The following is a 19,820-nucleotide window of genomic DNA, read 5'->3' as shown; positions in this document are numbered from 1 at the left end:
TTCACGCTCGGCCGGCCGCCAAAGCGCGTAGGGCCGGCAGTAACAACGCCAGTGCCCGGCCGCGATGCGACACCGCGTCCTTTTCGGCCGGACTCAGTTGCGCCGCGGACCGTTCGGACCCCTCCGGAATGAAGATGGGGTCGTAGCCGAACCCGCCGTCACCGCTTGGCTCGTGGGCGATCGTGCCGGGCCATTCACCGCGCACCACAACTTCGTCGGTCTCCGACACCAAGGCGCAGGCGGAGACGAATGCGGCACCCCGGCGCTCGTCGGGCACATCGCGCAATTGCGCCAACAGCAGGGCGTTGTTGGCGGCGTCGTCGCCGTGCCTGCCGGACCACCGCGCGGACAGCACGCCGGGCATGCGGTTGAGCGCGGCGACCTCCAATCCAGAGTCGTCGGCAACGCTCGCCAGACCGGTCGCGGCAAAGGCATCGCGCGCCTTGGCCAGTGCATTTTCCTCGAACGTAGCGCCCGTTTCCGGGGCCTCGTCGAAAGCCGCCACATCGTCGAGCGACACCAACGTCAACTCCGACAACCCGGCGGCATCGAGCACGCGGCGAAGTTCGGCCAGCTTCTTACGGTTTCGGCTGGCGACCAGAACCCGGGTCAGCTTCCGAACGCTTTCGGCCGGGGCGGACCCTCGGGCAGCTCGCCCGGGTAGGGCAACGCCAACGCCTCGCGCTGGGCGGCGAACAACTTGTCGCAGGCGCTCAGGGCCATATCGAGCAGTTTGTCCAACGTGGAACGAGGGAAAGTCGCGCCCTCACCGGTGCCCTGCACCTCGACTAGGGTGCCGGTGTCGGTGGCCACCACATTCATGTCGACCTCGGCGCGTGAGTCCTCTTCGTACGGCAGGTCGGCGCGAACCCTGCCGTCCACGACGCCGACGCTGATCGCGGCGATGGCGCACGACAACGGCCTGGGGTCCGACAGCTTGCCCGCCGCGGACAAGTAGGTCACGGCGTCGGCCAGCGCGACATAGGCCCCGGTGATGGCCGCGGTGCGGGTGCCGCCGTCGGCCTGCAGCACGTCGCAGTCGACGGCGATGGTGTTCTCCCCCAGCGCCGCGAGGTCGATGCAGGCCCGCAGTGACCGACCGACCAACCGGCTGATTTCGTGGGTGCGCCCGCCGACGCGACCCCGCACCGATTCTCGGTCGGAGCGCGTGTGTGTTGCCGAGGGCAGCATTGCGTATTCGGCGGTGAGCCAGCCCAGCCCAGAACCCTTTCGCCACCGCGGCACCCCCTCGGTGACGCTGGCGGTGCACAGGACCTTCGTCTGACCGAATTCGATCAGCACCGAACCCGCAGGGTTTTGGGTGAAGCCGCGGGTGATGACCACCGGACGAATCTCGTCGTCGAGGCGGCCGTCTTCTCTTTTGGACACGACGCCAACCCTAGTTGGCGGGGCAACGCCGATTAGCCGGCCCGCCGTACTTCGAACGTCTCGCCGGGCACCACGGCGTGCACGGGACCGTCGAACTCGGCCTTGGCCTCGCTGATCACGTCTTCCCGCGAGGTCCACGGCGGGATGTGCGTCAACAACAACTCACGCACTCCGGCCCGCGCCGCGGCCTGGCCGGCCTCGGTGCCGGACAGATGAAGATCGGGCGGGCGGTCCGGCGAGTGCGTCCAGGAGGCCTCGCACAGGAAGACGTCGGCACCCTGGGCCAGTTCGACGAGTTGGTCGCAAGCGCCGGTGTCACCGCTGAACACCAGCGTCGCTCCGCTGGGATCGGTGAAGCGCATGCCGTACGACTCGGTCGGGTGGGCGACGACCCGCGGCACCACCGTGAGCGCGCCCACTTGCACGGGCTGACCGTCGACCCAGTGGCGGATATCGAAGATGTCCGAACAGTCGTCGATTTCGCCGCCATAGGGAGACGACGCCGCGCCCAACCGCGACCAGGTGTCGCTCGGTCCGTACAGCAACGCCTTACCGGTGGGCTTGGAGGGGTGGTACCGCCGCCAGACGAACAGGCCGGGCAGATCCAGACAGTGATCGGCGTGCAGGTGCGACAGAAACACGTTCACCGCACCGGGATCCAGATGCCGTTGCAGCGCGCCCAGCACACCGCCACCAAAGTCGATGACGATCGGAGTCGTGTCGGGGGCCCTCAACAGATAGCCCGACGCGGGGGAATCGGGACCCACGACGCTGCCCGAGCACCCGAGCACGGTTATGCGCACGGACACTACTGTGCCATGCCCGCTACCACGATGGAGAAAACATCGCCGCATTAGGGGGAGGATTCATAGGCATACCTACTAAACGGTCGTGTGGCGGATAGGTTCAACGCCCGTTACGGCGGGTCCGAGGAATCGCGCGGCGAGTTTGATGAACGCCTCGGGGTCGCCCGTGGCCTCGAAGAGCCGGGTCGCGGGCGGAGCATCGTGCGGACGCAGGAGATCCATCTCGGTGAGCACCCGGAGCACTTGTTTGGCCGTCTCCTCGGCGCTGGACACCAAGGTGACGTCCTCCCCCATCACGAGTTGGATCAAGCCGGACAACAGCGGGTAGTGGGTGCAGCCGAGCACGAGCGTGTCGACCCCAGCCAGTTGCAGTGGCTCCAAGTAACCCTCGGCCAGTCCGAGCACCTGACGGCCACTGGTGACTCCGCGCTCGACGAAGTCCACGAAACGCGGGCAAGCGACAGCGGTGATTTCGGTGTCGCGGGCGGCGGCGAACGCGTCCTGGTAGGCGTGTGACGTGATGGTCGCCCGAGTCCCGATGACGCCGATGCGGCCGGTGCGCGTGGCGGCCACCGCGCGCCGCACGGCCGGCAGGATCACCTCGACGACGGGAACGTCGTAACGCTCACGCGCGTCCCGCAGGCATGCCGCCGACGCCGAGTTGCACGCGATCACCAGTGCCTTCACGCCGCGGCTGACCAGGTCGTCGCCGATGGCCAGCGCGTGGGCGCGGATCTCCGGGATGGGCAGCGGACCGTAAGGGCCGTTGCCCGTATCGCCGACGTAGATGATGTCCTCGTCCGGCAATTGGTCGATGATCGCCCGGGCGACCGTCAATCCGCCGACGCCGGAGTCGAAAATACCGATGGGCGCCATGGCGCCGGGATAGGCCGAATTCATGCTTTCAAGTGCGGTGAACGGAGGGCTTTCTTTCGTTCACGGGATTTGCGCTCAGGCGCGGCCAGCACATACGCGGCCAGGACGCCGGCGATCGCCCCGCAGAGGTGGCCCTGCCACGACACCCCGGGGGTACCGGGCAGCACGCCGAGCAGGACGCCACCGTAGATGAACAAGACCACGACGCCGACGACGATCTCCCAGATCTTGCGGGTGAAGAACCCGAACACGATCAGGAATGCCAGCCAGCCGAAGATGAGGCCCGATGCGCCGATGTGGTTGACGTGGCAGTGCACGTTGGGGCCGGTGTATGGGCAGTGCGTGCCGATCGTGCCGATCAGCCAGGTGCCGAAGCCACCGAGAATCCAGATGATGACCGTGGCCAGGACGAACCGTGACATGCCCGCGAGAGTCATCAGGAAGCCGAGCACGAGCGCCGGAACGGTGTTGGCGATCAGATGATCCCAATTCGAGTGGAGTAGCGGCGCGAACAGGATGCCCCACAGTCCGTCGGCCTCCAACGGCCGGATGCCGTTGTTGTCGAGACGGTGATTGGTCAGGCTGTCCCACAGTTCGATGAGCCACAGCAGCGCGACAAAGGTGAGGATCGTGACCCCACCGACGACCCACTGCGGCCGTTGCTTCGACTGGGTCGCGGGTGCATTTCGCCTCATGCCTATGACTGCCCTTCTAGAGCGCGCGTTTCAGCAACCTCAAGGCTACCGGCGGAAGCCGGTAGTTCAGGCGCCGTCTCCGCTCGCGTTCGCGAATGCTCCCGGCAACGCTTCCCGGTAGGTCGGTATGCCGGCCACCGATTCCGCGGCAATCACCCCCGCCAGCACCGCGCGGGCCAGGCAGTCGGCCGCGGCCGCACCCACCTCGGTGACCAGCAGCGTGTCCGGCGACAAACCGGCCGGCAGGTCAGGGTTCGGCGGAACCTCCACCGCTCCGGTGGCCAAGGCGAACACGGTGTCGCCGTCCAGCGGGGTGTGCGCGGGACGGATGGCCCGAGCCAACCCGTCGTGCGCCGCGATCGCGACGCGCCGGCACGCGGCGGGCCCCAGAGCCGCATCGGTAGCAACGACGGCAATGGTGGTGTTCAGCGCGCTCAGCGGCGACGGAAGTTCGGCGAATGCCGCGACTTGCTCCGGTGGGGGCGGTTGCAGACCGAATTCTTCGACCAGGTCGGCCATCCAGGGCAGGCCGGTGGCCGGATCGATGACGCTGCCGGCGGCATTGACCACCACTAACGCGCCGACGGTGACTCCGGACTTCAGCACGACGGACGACGTCCCGACACCGCCCTTGAGCGACCCGGCGCGGGCGCCGACGGCGCCGCCGACCGTTCCGACCGCGACTTCCGTTCCGGCAGTCTCACAGGCGGCGCGGCCGAATTCGGCCGTCGGCCGGCAACCCCAGCCGCCGACGGGCAAATCGAAGACCACCGCGCCCGGCACGATCGGTACCACGCCGTCCCCCATCGCCACCCCGCGCTGCTGCTCTTCCAGCCACAACATGACGCCATCGGCGGCGGCGAGACCATAGGCGCTGCCGCCGCCAAGCAGCACGGCGTCCACGTAGCGCACGCTGTTGGCCGGGTCGAGGAGATCGGTCTCCCTGGTTCCGGGCGCACCACCCCGGCAGTCGACCGCGCCGACGGTCCCCGGCGGCGGCAGCACCACGGTGGTGCCGCACGCCCAGCCCGCCCCCAGCGACGCGTCGGGATCTATTCGGTGGTAGTGGCCGACGCGGATGCCTCCGATATCGGTGATGGAGTTCATCCGGTGGGCTTGCCCATCAAGACCAGCACCAAATACTCCTGCAGCACGGTCAGCCATTGGTACACGTCGAAGTGGGCAGCCAGCGGATGGTCCGGCCGCAGGCGTTCGGGTCCTTCGGGGCCGATCTCGAGCATGACGCCCAGTGTCAGCCGGAGGTCGTTGACCGCGGCAATCCACGCGTTGGCAGCGTCTTCAGTCAACTCGAAGCGGCCTCCGTTCCTCGGAACGGTATCCAAAAGCGTTTGTGCCGCACTGCGTTTGGTGTCGATGATGTCCGGTTCGTGCAGACTGCGCAGCGCGGCATTCATGCTCTCGGCGGCTTCGAGGGACAGCTCGTCGTCTTCGTCGCGCTTGAAGAAGTCCGGGAGCAACCTACCCAGCGTCGGGTCGCCCGGGCGTTGCGAATGTCCGGTCTTGATGCCGGTGATCTCCTCGAGTTCGTCTTTCGGCGCGGTCTTTGCGCGCTCGTCGAGCAAACCGATCATCGCCCCGACGAGGTTTTGCAGCAGGGCCGCTTCATGCGGGGCCAACGATGACCGAAAACGGGGACCGTTACGAGTTTCGACGCGCTTCCATTTGCGCACAGCGAATCCGGTTGCCCTCGAAGCTCACCGGTCCTGCTGCATCGTCGCCCACAAACCTGCGGCGTGCAGCTTGGACACGTCGGTTTCCATGGCCTCCCGACTGCCGGACGACACCACTGCCTTGCCTTCGTTGTGCACCTGCAGCATCAGCTTGGTGGCATGCGGCTCGCTGTACCCAAACAGCTTCTGGAACACATAGGTGACGTAGGTCATCAAGTTAACCGGGTCGTCCCACACGATGGTGACCCACGGTGTCGCCGTGGTGTCGACGGGCGAGGACTCGCGTTGCCCAGTGGAGCCCGGCTTGGCGGGCGCTGACGCAACAACCATGGTTCCTAGGATAGCGAGCCACGGTTGTGGATACCGAGCGGACAATTCGAACCGATACCGTGGCCGTGTGAACCAGCCCGGCAAGCAAGTCGTCGCTGCGCTGCTTACCGACAAATACGAGTTGACCATGCTCGCGGCGGCTCTTCGCGACGGAACCGCCCACCGCCGGACCACCTTCGAGCTCTTCGCCCGCCGGCTTCCCCCCGGTCGTCGCTACGGCGTGGTGGCCGGCACGGGTCGGCTGCTCGAGACCTTGCCTCAGTTCACCTTCGACGCCGAAGCATGCGAGTTGCTCGCCCGTTTTCTCGACGCCGACACCGTGCGCTACCTGCGCGCCTTTCGGTTCACCGGCGACATCGACGGCTACGCCGAAGGCGAGTTGTACTTCCCCAATTCTCCGGTGCTGACAGTGCACGGCAGCTTCGCCGAATGCGTGGTGCTCGAAACGCTGGTGCTGTCGATTCTCAATCACGACAGCGCAATCGCGTCGGCCGCGGCACGAATGGTGAGCGCCGCCGCGGGACGTCCGCTGATCGAGATGGGCTCACGGCGGACCCATGAACAGGCCGCGGTCGCGGCGGCCCGGGCCGCATACATCGCGGGTTTCGCCGCCTCATCCAACCTGGAAGCCCAGCGCCGCTACGGAGTCCCCGCCGAAGGCACCGCGGCGCACGCGTTCACCATGCTCTACACCGACCAGCAGGGACCGGACGAGCTGGCCGCATTCCGGGCCCAGGTCGAGGCGCTAGGCCCCGGCACCACGCTGCTGGTGGACACCTATGACGTCAAGACGGGCGTCGCCAACGCGGTGGCCGCCGGAGGCGCCACGCTCGGCGCGGTCCGCATCGACTCCGGTGAACTCGGCGTGCTGGCCCGCCAGGTCCGGGAGCAACTCGACCAGCTGGGCGCGAGCAACACGCGCATCGTCGTCTCGGGCGACCTGGACGAGTTCTCCATCGCGGCGCTGCGGTCAGACCCGGTGGACATCTACGGTGTGGGCACCTCGGTGGTCACCGGCTCCGGCGCACCGACCGCGAGCATGGTCTACAAGCTGGTCGAGGTGGACGGCGTTCCGGTGCAGAAACGCAGCGACCGCAAGCAATCCCGCGGCGGACGCAAAGAGGCGCTGCGGTTGTCGCGCCCGTCGGGCACCATCACCGAGGAAGTCGTCTACCCGGCGGGACGGCCGCCTTCGCTCACCGAACCACACCGAGTCCTGACAACACCGCTGGTCCGGGAGGGCCAGGTGGTGTACGACGCGGACCTGGGCGCGGCACGGGAGCGGGTGGCCGCTGGACTGGTCAGTTTGCCGTGGGAGGGACTGAAATTGGCTGCCGGCGACCCGGCGATTCCGACGCAGATCATCACCGGCTGAACGCACACGAGCAATGCCCGATTCCGAGTCCGTGCCCGAACTGCTTGCCCTGGCCGTGGCGGCCCTCGGCGGCAGCGAACGCCGCGGTCAGTTGGAAATGGCCAACGCGGTAGCGCATGCCTTCGAGACCGGCGAACATCTGGTGGTGCAGGCCGGCACCGGAACCGGCAAGTCGCTGGCGTACCTGGTCCCGGCGATCGTGCGCGCGGTCACCGACAACTCGCCGGTTGTCGTGTCGACGGCGACGATCGCGCTGCAGCGTCAACTGGTCGATCGCGACCTGCCGCGGCTGGCCGATGCACTGGCCGACGCGCTGCCCCGCCGACCGCAGTTCGCGTTACTCAAGGGACGTCGAAACTATCTGTGCCTGAACAAGATCAACGGTGGCGGTTCCGGCGAGGAAGACGAGCCGCCGCAGGAGGAACTGTTCAACCCGGTGGCGGTCAGCGCCCTCGGCCGCGACGTCCAACGGCTCACCGAATGGGCGTCGACAACCGATACCGGTGACCGGGACGACCTGAAACCGGGTGTGCCGGACCGGTCCTGGTCGCAGGTCAGCGTGTCGGCTCGGGAATGCATCGGGGTGGCGCGCTGTCCGTTCGGCTCGGAGTGCTTCTCCGAACGGGCGCGCAGCGCCGCGGGCCGGGCCGACGTCGTCGTCACCAATCACGCGTTGCTGGCCATTGACGCCGTCTCCGAAACGGCGGTGCTGCCAGAACATTCACTGCTGATCGTCGACGAGGCCCACGAGCTGACCGACCGGGTGACCTCGGTGGCCACCGCCGAACTGACGTCGGCCGCGCTCAGCGTCGCCACGAGACGGATCACCCGGCTGGTGAGCCCGGAACTGACCGAGCGACTGGAGGCGGCGTCGGCCACCTTCGCCTCGGCGATTCACGACGCGACACCGGGCCGCATCGACTATCTGGATCAGGAATTGGCGACGTACCTGGCCGCACTGCGGGACGCCGCCAGTGCGGCCCGCTCAGCGATCGACACCACCGGCGACGCCAAGGCGGCCGCGGCTCGCGCGGAAGCCGCGGCGGCACTGACCGAGATCTCCGACACCGCGTCGCGGATTCTCACCTCGTTCACACCCGCCATTCCGGACCGCACCGACATCGTCTGGCTCGACCATGAGGACAACCGCGGCTCGCCGCGCGCCGTGCTGCGGGTGGCGCCGTTGTCGGTGGCCGGATTGCTTGCCACACAGGTCTTTACCCGTTCGACGACGGTGTTGACCTCGGCGACGCTGACCGTGGGCGGCTCTTTCGATGCGATGGCCGCGGCGTGGGGCCTGACCGGGCGGGAGGACGGGGACCCGCCGCCCTGGCGAGGGCTGGACGTGGGATCGCCGTTCCAGCACGCCAAGTCCGGAATTCTCTATGTGGCCGCACACCTGCCGCCGCCAGGCCGCGACGGCACCGGGTCGGCCGAGCAGCTGACCGAAATCGCCGAACTCGTTGCCGCGGCCGGCGGGCGCACGCTGGGGCTTTTTTCTTCGATGCGGGCGGCGCGGGCGGCCGCCGAAGCCATGCGCGAACGGCTGGACACGCCGGTGTTGTGTCAGGGCGACGACAGTACGTCCGCGCTCGTCGAGCAGTTTGCCGCCGATCCGGAAACCTCGCTGTTCGGCACGCTGTCGCTGTGGCAGGGCGTCGACGTGCCGGGGCCGTCGCTGTCGCTGGTGCTGATCGATCGCATCCCGTTCCCGCGACCCGACGACCCGCTGCTCAGCGCTCGTCAGCGCGCGGTGGCAGCGCGCGGCGGCAATGGCTTCATGGATGTCGCCGCCAGCCACGCCGCGCTGCTGCTGGCGCAAGGGGCGGGGCGACTGCTGCGTCGAGTCACCGACCGAGGCGTGGTGGCGGTGCTGGATTCGCGGATGGCCACCGCCCGCTACGGCGGCTACCTACGAGCCTCATTGCCCCCGTTCTGGCCCACCACCGATCCCAAGCAGGTCCGCGCGGCGCTCACCCGGTTGGCGCGAGCGGACGCGGGTGCTAAGCCAGGGTGACCAAGCCGAATTCGGCGGCACTGGCGAGCATATGGTGGCGCGGCAGCACCCGCACGGTGTAGCCGACCGAACCGGCCAACGGCAGCGGCGTCGTCGTCGAGAAGACCTGACTGCCGCCCTCGGCGCTACCGGTATAGGCCATCTCGATGGTGACCGGGTCCTGCAGCACATCGTCGGAATCGACCCGTCCCAGCACCGCCTGCACCGTGACTTCGTCCGGCGCCAGACCGGCCAGTTGAACGGTAGCCGTCAGGGTCAACTTCGAGCCGAGCAGCGGAGTATCCGGCAGACCGGTGCTGTCGACGTCGGTGATCTTGACCTTCGGCCAGGCCTCTTCGATTCGGCGCCGGTAGGCGGCCAGCTCACGAGCAGCGTCGAATTCGTTGCCGCCGTCGGGGGCCGCGATGGTCTGCCGCCCTGACCGAGCCGCCGGCGCGTAGTAGTTTTCGACGTAGTCGCGCACCATCCGGGAAGCCAGCACCTTCGGGCCGAGCGTCTGCAGCGTGTGCCGCACCATCTCCAACCACCTTGGCGGCAAACCACGTTCGTCACGCTCGTAGAATTTCGGCGCTACCGCCTCCTCGAGCAGGCTGTACAACGCGTTGGCTTCCAAGTCATCACGCCGGCTCTCGTCGGCAACACCGTCGGCGGACGGTATCTCCCAACCGTTTTCGCCGTCGTACCATTCGTCCCACCAGCCATCGCGGATGGACAGGTTCAGCCCGCCGTTGAGCGCACTTTTCATTCCTGAAGTGCCGCAAGCCTCCAACGGCCGCAACGGGTTGTTAAGCCAGACGTCGCAGCCCCAGTACAGCATCCGGGCCATCGACATGTCATAGTTGGGCAGAAAGGCAATTCGATGCCGAACCTCGGGCCGGTCGGCGAAACGCACCACCTGCTGGATCAGCGCCTTGCCTCCGTCGTCCGCCGGGTGCGACTTCCCGGCGACAATCAGCTGGATGGGCCGTTCCGGATCGAGGAGCAGGCGCTCGAGCCGAGCCGGATCGCGCAGCATGAGCGTCAACCGCTTGTAGGTCGGCACCCGGCGGGCGAAGCCGACGGTCAGCACGTCGGGGTCGAATGCCGAAGAGATCCAACCTAATTCGGCTTCGGTGGCCCCGCGTTCCAGCCACGACTGGCGCAGCCTGCGCCGGACTTCCTCGACGAGCAGTGCACGCAGTTGCGACCGTATCGACCAGAGGTGCCCGGGATCGACCTGTTGCAGCCGCAGCCATACGGCGGGTTCGCTGAACGAGTCCGAACCGGCCAGTTCACGGCCCAACTGCAACCACTGTGGCGCGGCCCAGCTGCGGGCGTGCACACCGTTGGTGATCGACCCGATCGGGACTTCGCCGCTGTCGAAACCCGGCCACAGCTCGCTGAACATGGCGCGGCTCACCCGGCCGTGCAGCAGCGAGACGCCATTGGACCGTTGCGCCAGGCGCAGACCCATGTGCGCCATGTTGAACTTGGTCGGGTCGGTCTCGGCCCCGAGTGCGAGGACCCGCTCGGTGGGCACACCCGGTAGCAGCGAAGGCGCGGAGTCGGCGAAATAGCGCTCAACCATCTCCACCGGGAACCGGTCTATGCCGGCGGGAACCGGGGTATGGGTGGTGAACACCGTGCTGGACCGTACGACCGTCAAGGCGGTGTCGAAGTCCAGCCCCGAATCGGTCATCAGCTCTCGAATGCGTTCGATACCCAGGAATCCCGCGTGCCCCTCGTTCATGTGATAGACCTCGGGCGCGGGTAGCCCCTCGATCTTGGTGTACGCGCGAATCGCCCGGACCCCGCCGATTCCGGCCAGGATTTCCTGCTTGATGCGATGCTCTTGGTCGCCCCCGTACAGGCGGTCGGTGACACCGCGCAGATCGTGTTCGTTTTCGGGAACATCGGAGTCGAGCAGCAGTAACGGCACGCGGCCCACCTGCGCCACCCAGATCCGCGCCCTCAGCTGTGCGGAGTCCGGCAAAGCCAACTCGACCAACGCCGGGTTTCCGTCAGAATCGGTGAGCAGCCGCAGCGGCAGGCCCTGGGGGTCCAGGGACGGATAATTCTCCAGCTGCCATCCCTCGGCGGAAAGGGACTGCCGAAAATAGCCGGAGCGGTAGTAGAGCCCAACGGCGATCAGCGGCAGCCCCAGATCGGACGCCGCCTTGAGGTGGTCCCCGGCGAGGATGCCGAGGCCGCCGGAGTAATTCGGCAGCACCTCGGCGACGCCGAACTCCATGGAGAAGTAGGCGATCCCGGTGGGCAGCGCGGCACCGGCTTCTTCCTGTTGCTGGTACCACAGGGGACGAGCCAGGTAGTCGTTCAAGTCCGCCGACAATTCGTCGAGGCGGCGCAGGAATTCCTCGTCCAGGGCCAACTCGTCCAGGCGTGCCGGTGTCACCGCACCCAGCAGCGCCACTGGGTCGTGGCCGCATCTTCCCCACAGCGCTGGGTCGATGCTCGCGAACAGGTCTTGGGTCGGTTTTTCCCACGACCACCGCAGGTTGGTCGACAACTGATCCAGGGCGGCAAGACGGTCGGGTAGGTGGGCACGGACGGTAAACCGACGAAGGGCCTTCACGCGTCTCTACCTTACTGAGGTTGCCGGCATGCGGGCGGTTTGCGCCTGGCTGTGACGCACAGCTTCGGGCCGCCGCGGGTGTGGCCGGACACTAGGGTGGGTATGGCGCAAGAGGGGCGCGCAAAACGCAATAAAGGCAGCCGTCCGCCGTAACGAACTACAGGCAATCCTCCGGCAACGATGCAACCCGCGCAGCGGGCCAAGGAGGAGCAGGAGAATCAGAGGAGTGATTGGGTGCCCGGTCGTGTCGAGATCGATGACGTCCAGCCCGTCGTCTCGTGCGGCGTATACCCGGCCAAAGCGGTGGTCGGCGAGGTAGTTCCGGTCAGGGCCGCGGTATGGCGGGAAGGCCACGAGGCGGTCGCGGCGACGCTGGTGGTGCGCTATCTGGGCCCGCGGTACCCACACGTCACCGACGTCCGACACGCCAATGCCGTCCAGGCGCCAGCAGCGACGCAAGAGACCGCCACGGTCGAGCCACGGGTCAAACCACAGCTGTTGCCGATGACGATGGGCCTGGAGCCGTTCGTTTTCCACGGTCAGTTCACCCCCGACAAGGTCGGTTTATGGACGTTCCGGGTGGACGGCTGGGGCGACCCGATTCACACGTGGCGGCACGGCCTGGTGGCCAAACTCGACGCCGGTCAGGGTGAGAAGGAACTTTCCAACGATTTGCTGGTCGGCGCTGCCCTGTTGGAGAGGGCCGCGACGGGAGTGCCGCGGGCGCAGCGCTGGCCGCTGCTGGAGGCTGCCTCGGCGTTGCGGGCTCCGGGCGACCCGGTGACGCGCTCCGCGCGGGCGCTCGCGCCCGACATCGAGGAAATCCTGGCGCAATACCCGCTGCGCGATCTGGTCACCCGGGGCCAGCAGTACGGCGTCTGGGTAGACAGGCCGCTGGCTCGCTTCGGTTCGTGGTACGAGATGTTTCCCCGGTCCACCGGTGGTTGGGACAGCGACGGGAACCCAGTGCACGGCACCTTCGCGACCGCAAAAGAGCAGTTGCCGCGCATCGCCGACATGGGTTTCGACGTGGTGTACCTGCCGCCGATTCATCCGATCGGCAAGGTGCATCGCAAAGGCCGCAACAACAACCCCACCGCCGCCCCGGGGGACGTCGGATCGCCATGGGCGATCGGCAGCGACGAAGGTGGACACGACGCCATTCACCCGCAGCTGGGCACCATCGACGACTTCGACGACTTCGTCGCCGCGGCCCGGGAGCTCGGCATGGAGGTGGCGCTGGACCTGGCGCTGCAATGCGCGCCCGATCATCCGTGGGCCCGCGAGCACCGCGAGTGGTTCACCGAATTGCCTGACGGCACAATCGCCTACGCGGAAAACCCGCCGAAGAAGTATCAAGACATCTACCCGCTCAACTTCGACAACGATCCGGCCGGCCTGTACGACGAAGTGCTGCGCGTGGTGCTGCACTGGGTTAACCACGGCGTCAAGTTCTTTCGGGTCGACAACCCGCACACCAAGCCGCCCAACTTCTGGGCCTGGCTGATCGACCAGGTGAAGTCCGTCGACCCCGATGTGCTGTTCCTGTCCGAGGCGTTCACGCCGCCCGCCCGGCAGTATGGTCTTGCCAAACTGGGTTTCACCCAGTCCTACAGCTACTTCACCTGGCGCACCGCCAAGTGGGAACTGACCGAATTCGGCAATGACATAGCCAGACTCGCCGACTTCCGTACGCCCAACTTGTTCGTCAACACCCCGGACATCCTGCACGCGATACTGCAGCACAACGGACCGGGCATGTTCGCGATCCGCGCGGTGCTGGCCGCGACCATGAGCCCGGCCTGGGGCATGTACTCGGGTTACGAGCTGTTCGAGCACCGCGCGGTACGGGAAGGCAGCGAGGAGTACCTGGACTCCGAAAAGTACGAATTGCGGCCACGCGACTTCGCCGGCGCACTGGCCGAAGGTAGGTCGCTGGAGCCTTTCATCACCAGGCTCAACGAAATTCGGCGTCTGCACCCGGCGCTGCAACAGATACGCAACATCCATTTCCACCACTTGGACAACGACGCCTTGATGGCCTACAGCAAGTTCGACCCGACCACCGGCGACTGCGTGCTGGTAGTCGTGACGCTCAACGCTTTCGGGCCTGAGGAATCGACGCTGTGGTTAGACATGGCGGCATTGGGTATGGAGACATACGACCGGTTTTGGGTGCGAGATGAGATATCCGGCGAGGAATACCAGTGGGGGCAGGCCAACTACATCAGACTCGACCCGGGTAAGGCGGTCGCCCACATCATCAACATGCCGCTCATCCCGCCCGAAGCTCGAAGCACGCTACTGCGCAGGAGGTGAGTGGCCCCATGAGCCGCGCCGACCAACTCGCCGGGACACACCTGGCACCCGATCCGGCCGAGGTGGCGCGCCTCGTGGCCGGCGCACACCACAATCCGCACAGCATCTTGGGCGCGCACGAATACGGCGACCATACGGTGATCCGGGCATTGCGACCGCACGCGGCCAGCGTCGTCGCCCTGGTCGGTGGCGACCAATTCCCGCTCAAACACCTCGATTCCGGGTTGTGGGCGGTAGCGGTACCGTTCACCGATCTCATCGACTACCGGCTGCAGATCAGCTACGAGGGTGCCGAGCCGTTCACGATTGCCGACGCATACCGATTCCTTCCCACGCTCGGCGAGGTCGACCTTCACCTGTTCGCCGAAGGCCGTCATGAACGACTGTGGGAGGTCCTCGGCGCGCACCCACGCACATTCACCACGCCGGACGGGACGGTGTCCGGGGTGTCCTTTGCCGTATGGGCACCCAACGCCAAGGGTGTCAGCCTGATTGGCGAGTTCAACGGCTGGAGCGGCAACGAGGCCCCGATGCGGGTGCTGGGCTCCTCCGGAGTGTGGGAACTGTTTTGGCCGGGCTTCCCCAATGACGGCCTGTACAAATTCCGGGTGCACGGCGCCGATGACGTGGTCACCGAGCGGGCCGACCCGTTCGCGTTCGCCACCGAGGTGCCGCCGCAGACGGCGTCGCGGGTGACGGTGAGCAATTACTCCTGGGCGGACGACGACTGGATGACGCAACGCGCCCAGCGCAATCCGGTATTCGAGCCGATGAGCACCCTCGAGGTCCATCTCGGTTCGTGGCGACCCGGCCTCAGCTACCGCCAGCTCGCCAAGGAGCTGACGGAATACGTTGCGGAACACGGCTTTACCCACGTCGAGCTGCTCCCGGTCGCCGAGCACCCGTTCGCCGGCTCGTGGGGATACCAGGTCACTTCCTACTACGCCCCCACCTCGCGATTCGGCACGCCCGACGATTTTCGTGCGCTGGTCGACGCGCTGCACGCGGCCGGCATCGGCGTCATCGTGGACTGGGTACCGGCACACTTCCCGAAGGACGCGTGGGCGCTGGGCCGGTTCGACGGAACCCCCCTGTATGAGCACTCCGACCCCAAGCGCGGCGAGCAACTGGATTGGGGCACATACGTATTCGACTTCGGCCGTCCCGAGGTGCGCAACTTCCTGGTGGCCAACGCGCTGTATTGGCTGGAGGAATACCACATCGACGGCCTGCGGGTGGACGCGGTGGCCTCGATGCTCTACCTGGACTACTCGCGTCCTGAGGGCGGTTGGACCCCGAACATCTATGGCGGGCGCGAGAACCTGGAAGCCGTTCAGTTCCTGCAGGAGATGAACGCCACCGCACACAAGAAGGCGCCAGGCATCGTCACCATCGCCGAGGAATCCACCTCGTGGCCAGGCGTGACAAGGCCGACAAACCTTGGCGGGCTAGGCTTTTCGATGAAGTGGAACATGGGCTGGATGCACGACACGCTCGGCTATCTGCAACACGATCCGGTGCACCGCAGCTACCACCACCACGAGATCACGTTTTCGATGCTGTACGCCTTCAGCGAGAACTACGTGCTGCCACTCAGCCATGACGAGGTGGTGCACGGTAAGGGCACACTATGGAGTCGGATGCCCGGCTCGAATCACAACAAAGCCGCCGGACTGCGCAGCCTACTCGCGTATCAGTGGGCTCACCCTGGAAAGCAGCTGTTGTTCATGGGCCAGGAATTCGGCCAGCGCGCCGAATGGTCGGAACAGAATGGGCTGGATTGGTTCCAGCTGGACGAACAGGGCTTTTCGAATGGAATTCTGCGTCTTGTCGGCGACATCAACCGCATTTACACCAGCCACCCGGCGTTATGGAGCCAAGACAGCACACCCGACGGCTATTCCTGGATTGACGCAAACGACTCCGGCAACAACGTCCTGAGCTTCCTGCGGTACGGAAGCGATGGATCCGTGATGGCGTGCGTATTCAACTTCTCGGGCGTCGAACACGGCGGATATCGACTTGGGTTGCCGGCGGCCGGTCGCTGGCGTGAGGTGCTCAACACCGATGCCACGGTCTACAACGGCGCCGGGGCGGGCAACCTCGGCGGTGTCGACGCCACCGACGACCCATGGCACGGCCGTCCCGCGTCGGCGGTCCTGGTGCTGCCGCCGCTGTCGGCGATCTGGCTGGAGCCGGCGCTAGCGCAAGGCTGATTGCCGCCTTATCGCATGAACTAGCCAATTTATTTTCCGAATAACCGCCGATTTTCGTTTACATGATGGTTAAATACTGTCTTCGGTTGGCTACCCGAGAGGCACCGCCCATGTCATTCCTGATCACAGCACCCGAAGCAGTCGCCGCGGCGGCTACAAATCTGTCCGGTATCGGAACGGCCGTCAGCCAGGCGACCTCTCTAGCCGCCGCCTCGACGACCGAACTACTGGCCGCCGGGGCCGACGAAATATCGCTGGCAGTAGCTGCGCTTTTCGGGCAACATGGCCAGGCCTATCAGGCAGTCAGCGCCCAGGCCGCAAGCTTTCACAGCCAGTTCGTGCAGGCCTTGAGCGCTGGGGCCCATTCTTACGCCACCGCAGAGGCCGCTGCCGCGCAGGCCGCCGCCGCTGGACCGTTGGACGGCTTTCTCAATCTGATCAACACGCCCACCCAGCTGTTGCTGGGGCGTCCGCTGATCGGTAACGGGGCCAACGGCGCGCCCGGCACCGGGCAAAACGGTGGCGCCGGCGGGATCTTGTACGGCAATGGCGGGAATGGCGGGTCTGGCGCGCCCGGCCGACCCGGTGGAGCTGGCGGAGCGGCCGGGCTATTCGGCAACGGTGGAGCAGGCGGGATCGGCGGCGACAGCACGACGGGCAACGGTGGAGTAGGCGGTGCGGGCGGGACCGGCGGAATTCTGTTCGGAGCGGGGGGCCCTGGCGGTGCCGGGGGCATTGGCATCGGCGGTCTGGGTGGGGCCGGCGGCGCCGGCGGCGCCGGCATCCTGTTCGGGTCCGGCGGTACGGGCGGCGCCGGAGGGGTTGGGCTACTCGGAGGCGGCGCCGGCGGGGCAGGCGGGCGCAGCGGATTCTTGGAGTTGTTCGGCACCGGCGGCGCGGGCGGCCAAGGCGGGTTCGCACTCGATACCGGTACCGGCGGCACCGGTGGGACCGGCGGGGCAGGCGGGCTGTTCAACAATGGCGGCGCGGGCGGCGCAGGCGGGTGGGCAGTCGACGGAGGTGCCGGCGGGGCCGGTGGGACCGGCGGCGCCGGCGGCCTCTTGTTCGGTCACGGCGGCCCTGGCGGCGCGGGCGGCCTCGGTGCTAGCGGCCCGAACGGCACCGCCGGCGGCGCCGGTGGCGCGGGCGGCAACGGCGGACTGTTCGGCTCGGGTGGCGCCGGTGGGGCCGGCGGCGCCGGCGGGCTCAGCTTCGATGACAACGGGATCGCCGGGGACGGCGGGGCCGGCGGTGTTGGCGGTGCCGGTGGAATATTCGGTTCCGGAGGCCCAGGCGGTATCGGCGGCAACGGGGGCGGCGCTGCCGGACAGAACGCCTTTGCCGGCAACGGCGGCAACGGCGGCAATGGCGGCACGGGGGGCCTCTTCGGCCCCGGGGGCAGCGGCGGCGACGGCGGCGGCGGCGGCAACCGAATCGACAATTCCGGAACACCCGGGAAGGGCGGCGTGGGCGGCGCCGGAGGGAACGGCGGGGCTTTCAGCTCCGGCGGCTCGGGCGGCGCTGGCGGATACAGCCGTCTAGTGGCCGGAGCGGGAGGCGCCGGCGGCAATGGAGGATGGTTCGGCTCCGGCGGCTCCGGAGGCACCGGGGGGTCCGGTCTGGACAGCGGCTCGGTTGGCGGGGCCGGCGGGGCCGGAGGCAACGCCGGTCAGCTTGTCGGCTGGGGTGGAGCCGGCGGAGCCGGCGGAATGGGTGCCACAGCCGGCGCCGGCGGTAACGGTGGTAACGCGGGCCTGATTTACGGCGACGGCGGCGCTGGTGGTGTCGGCGGTTTGGCCACCAACAGCAACGGCGGAACGGGTGGACGCGGCGGCAACGCCGGATTCATCGGCAACGGCGGTACCGGCGGCGCAGGCGGCAACTCAGCGAACGCGACGAAGTCCGGCGGAGCCGGCGGCGCGGGTGGTAACGCTCAGACGATTGGTAACGGCGGCAATGGCGGCAATGGCGGCAGCAGCGGAACACCCGGTAATGGCGGTGCGGGCGGTGCGGCCGGTAACGGCGGCATCTTCGGCCTGCCCGGGATCGACGGCCTCACCGGGCCATAGGAACTGCGTGCGAGGAAGCGACCAGACGCGAGAGTCCCTTTCCGAACAAAAGGTGGCTTTTGCGTCTGTTTGCTCGCGTGGCCGAGTTGCGTCGGCCCGTAACGACTTCGGGGTCAGTGGGATCGCGTGCCCTTCGCTTGCGCATCGTTCGGGTCGGCGCCCAGAGTCGCCGGATATGACCGCTGCGCTGCGGCGGAACTGATGCTGCATTACCAATGCGAATTGGCCAATTCGCGTTCGAAACACCGCCAATTTTGGGTTACGCGGTGGTTAAATACTGTCCCGGTTGGCTAACCCCGGAGGTACTGTTCATGTCGTTCTTGATCACAGCGCCCGAAGTCGTCACTGCAGCGGCAACCAATCTGTCCGGAATCGGAACTGCCATCAGCGAGGCGCATTCCGTAGCAGCAGCCTCGACAACCGAAGTGCTGGCCGCCGGCGCCGACGAAGTATCGGTGGCCGTAGCTGCCCTCTTCGGGCAGCACGCTCAGGCCTATCAGGCAGTGAGCGCCCAGGCTGCCAGTTTTCATAGCCAGTTCGTGCAGGTCCTGACCGCCAGTGCCAACTCATACGCCAACGCAGAGGCCGCCGCTGCAGGGCCGTTGGACGGCCTGCTCAATTTGATCAACACGCCAACCCAGTTGTTGTTGGGGCGCCCACTGATCGGTAACGGGGCCGACGGCGCGCCCGGCACCGGGCAAAACGGCGGCGCTGGCGGGATCTTGTATGGGAACGGGGGCAATGGCGGCTCCGGCGGAGAAGGACAAGCCGGCGGGGCGGGCGGAGCGGCCGGCCTTTTCGGCAACGGCGGAGCGGGCGGCGCCGGCGGCATTGGCGGTGGGGCTGGCGGGGCCGGCGGTGCCGGCGGGCTCTTGTGGGGTAACGGGGGGTCCGGCGGCGCGGGCGGCTTCGGATACCCAGGAGCCGGCGGCAACGGCGGCGCGGGCGGCTCCGCTGGCCTATTCGGCTCCGGGGGGCTCGGCGGTGTTGGAGGCGCAGGATTTGCCGGCGGCGGGCGCGGCGGGGCAGGAGGCAGCGCCGGATGGTTAGAGCTCTTTGCCGCCGGCGGCAGCGGCGGTGATGGCGGAGTCGGCATCAAAGGAATTGGTGGCCCCGGCGGCACCGGCGGCTCCGGTGGCCTGTTCAGCACTGGCGGCGCCGGCGGTGCCGGTGGGCTCGGCGTCGGCGACGCAGCTGGCGGCGTCGGGGGAACCGGCGGCGCTGGCGGCTTGATCTCCGGATCCGGCGGCGCGGGTGGAGTCGGCGGAGCAGGCGCCGCTGACAGTGGCGGCGCCGGTGGGAACGGCGGCGCTGCAGGATTCCTCTTCGGTACCGGCGGCGCGGGCGGCACCGGCGGAGCCGGGCAGGGGCTAGGCAGTCAAGGGGGTGCCGGCGGCCAGGGCGACGCGTTGATCCTGCGCGCTGGTTAACTCGTCAGTAGCTTTGCTAACGATCCGCGGACACG

The 19,820-nt window shown here is 67.4% G+C and carries 15 protein-coding genes; 6 read left to right on the top strand and 9 right to left on the bottom strand.

Going from position 1 to position 19,820, the window contains the following annotated elements; all coding sequences use genetic code 11:
- Position 1 precedes the first annotated feature (1 nt).
- The 8 genes from rdgB to clpS all read right to left on the bottom strand — a co-directional run bounded on the left by rdgB (position 2) and on the right by clpS (position 5,787).
- The gene (rdgB, locus tag BST27_RS21050) at positions 2–613 is read right to left on the bottom strand and encodes an RdgB/HAM1 family non-canonical purine NTP pyrophosphatase (protein WP_069418770.1); all 612 of its coding nucleotides are present in this window, start codon (positions 611–613) and stop codon (positions 2–4) included.
- The gene (gene rph / locus BST27_RS21045; protein WP_069418771.1) at positions 610–1,389 is read right to left on the bottom strand and encodes a ribonuclease PH; all 780 of its coding nucleotides are present in this window, start codon (positions 1,387–1,389) and stop codon (positions 610–612) included. Before rph ends, rdgB begins: the two co-directional genes overlap by 4 nt.
- A 32-nt stretch (positions 1,390–1,421) precedes the next feature.
- Positions 1,422–2,198: a cyclic nucleotide-degrading phosphodiesterase gene (locus tag BST27_RS21040; protein WP_069418772.1), complete on the bottom strand. Its 777-nt coding sequence runs from the start codon at positions 2,196–2,198 to the stop codon at positions 1,422–1,424.
- Positions 2,199–2,270: 72 nt separating this feature from the next.
- On the bottom strand, positions 2,271–3,071 hold the full coding sequence (gene murI, locus BST27_RS21035; protein ID WP_372515506.1) for a glutamate racemase: 801 nt from the start codon (positions 3,069–3,071) through the stop codon (positions 2,271–2,273).
- A 20-nt stretch (positions 3,072–3,091) separates the two neighbouring features.
- Positions 3,092–3,766 carry a rhomboid family intramembrane serine protease gene (locus BST27_RS21030; protein ID WP_069418774.1) on the bottom strand — a complete coding sequence of 225 codons (675 nt, stop codon included), beginning with the start codon at positions 3,764–3,766 and terminating at the stop codon, positions 3,092–3,094.
- A gap of 66 nt (positions 3,767–3,832) precedes the next feature.
- Positions 3,833–4,873 (bottom strand): P1 family peptidase, encoded by a 1,041-nt coding sequence (locus BST27_RS21025; RefSeq protein ID WP_069418775.1) that lies wholly within the window; start codon positions 4,871–4,873, stop codon positions 3,833–3,835.
- On the bottom strand, positions 4,870–5,457 hold the full coding sequence (aosR, locus tag BST27_RS21020) for an oxidative stress transcriptional regulator AosR (RefSeq protein WP_069418776.1): 588 nt from the start codon (positions 5,455–5,457) through the stop codon (positions 4,870–4,872). The genes BST27_RS21025 and aosR overlap by 4 nt, the downstream gene beginning before the upstream one ends.
- A gap of 24 nt (positions 5,458–5,481) precedes the next feature.
- Complete coding sequence (gene clpS / locus BST27_RS21015; RefSeq protein ID WP_069418777.1) at positions 5,482–5,787, bottom strand: ATP-dependent Clp protease adapter ClpS; 306 nt, start codon at positions 5,785–5,787, stop codon at positions 5,482–5,484.
- A 67-nt stretch (positions 5,788–5,854) separates the two neighbouring features.
- Between clpS and BST27_RS21010 the strand changes: the two genes are divergently transcribed.
- Together BST27_RS21010 and BST27_RS21005 are read left to right on the top strand one after the other, a co-directional pair.
- Positions 5,855–7,162, top strand: a complete 1,308-nt coding sequence (locus BST27_RS21010) for a nicotinate phosphoribosyltransferase (RefSeq protein ID WP_372515503.1) — start codon at positions 5,855–5,857, stop codon at positions 7,160–7,162.
- Between the two features lie 13 nt (positions 7,163–7,175).
- Entirely contained in the window at positions 7,176–9,179 is a 2,004-nt protein-coding gene (locus tag BST27_RS21005) for an ATP-dependent DNA helicase (protein ID WP_069418778.1), read from the top strand.
- Here BST27_RS21005 and BST27_RS21000 read toward each other — a convergent pair.
- The gene (locus tag BST27_RS21000) at positions 9,166–11,751 is read right to left on the bottom strand and encodes a glycosyltransferase family 1 protein (RefSeq protein ID WP_069418779.1); all 2,586 of its coding nucleotides are present in this window, start codon (positions 11,749–11,751) and stop codon (positions 9,166–9,168) included. The genes BST27_RS21005 and BST27_RS21000 overlap by 14 nt on opposite strands.
- Before the next feature lie 234 nt (positions 11,752–11,985).
- Here BST27_RS21000 and BST27_RS20995 point away from each other — a divergent pair, with 234 nt between their 5' ends.
- From BST27_RS20995 to BST27_RS20980, 4 genes are all read left to right on the top strand, one after another.
- Positions 11,986–14,070, top strand: coding sequence for an alpha-1,4-glucan--maltose-1-phosphate maltosyltransferase (locus BST27_RS20995; RefSeq protein WP_211285315.1), 2,085 nt, complete (start codon positions 11,986–11,988; stop codon positions 14,068–14,070).
- An 8-nt stretch (positions 14,071–14,078) separates the two neighbouring features.
- Entirely contained in the window at positions 14,079–16,286 is a 2,208-nt protein-coding gene (glgB, locus tag BST27_RS20990) for a 1,4-alpha-glucan branching protein GlgB (RefSeq protein ID WP_069418781.1), read from the top strand.
- 110 nt (positions 16,287–16,396) lie between these two features.
- A complete protein-coding gene (locus BST27_RS20985) occupies positions 16,397–18,355 on the top strand; it encodes a PE family protein (RefSeq protein ID WP_069418782.1) in 1,959 nt (652 codons plus the stop codon).
- Between the two features lie 311 nt (positions 18,356–18,666).
- Entirely contained in the window at positions 18,667–19,785 is a 1,119-nt protein-coding gene (locus tag BST27_RS20980; RefSeq protein WP_083148614.1) for a PE family protein, read from the top strand.
- The last annotated feature ends 35 nt before the right edge of the window (positions 19,786–19,820 follow it).

It is taken from the genome of Mycobacterium intermedium (assembly GCF_002086275.1).
GTDB lineage: Bacteria > Actinomycetota > Actinomycetes > Mycobacteriales > Mycobacteriaceae > Mycobacterium > Mycobacterium intermedium.
This window is presented reverse-complemented; position numbering and strand designations above follow the sequence as displayed.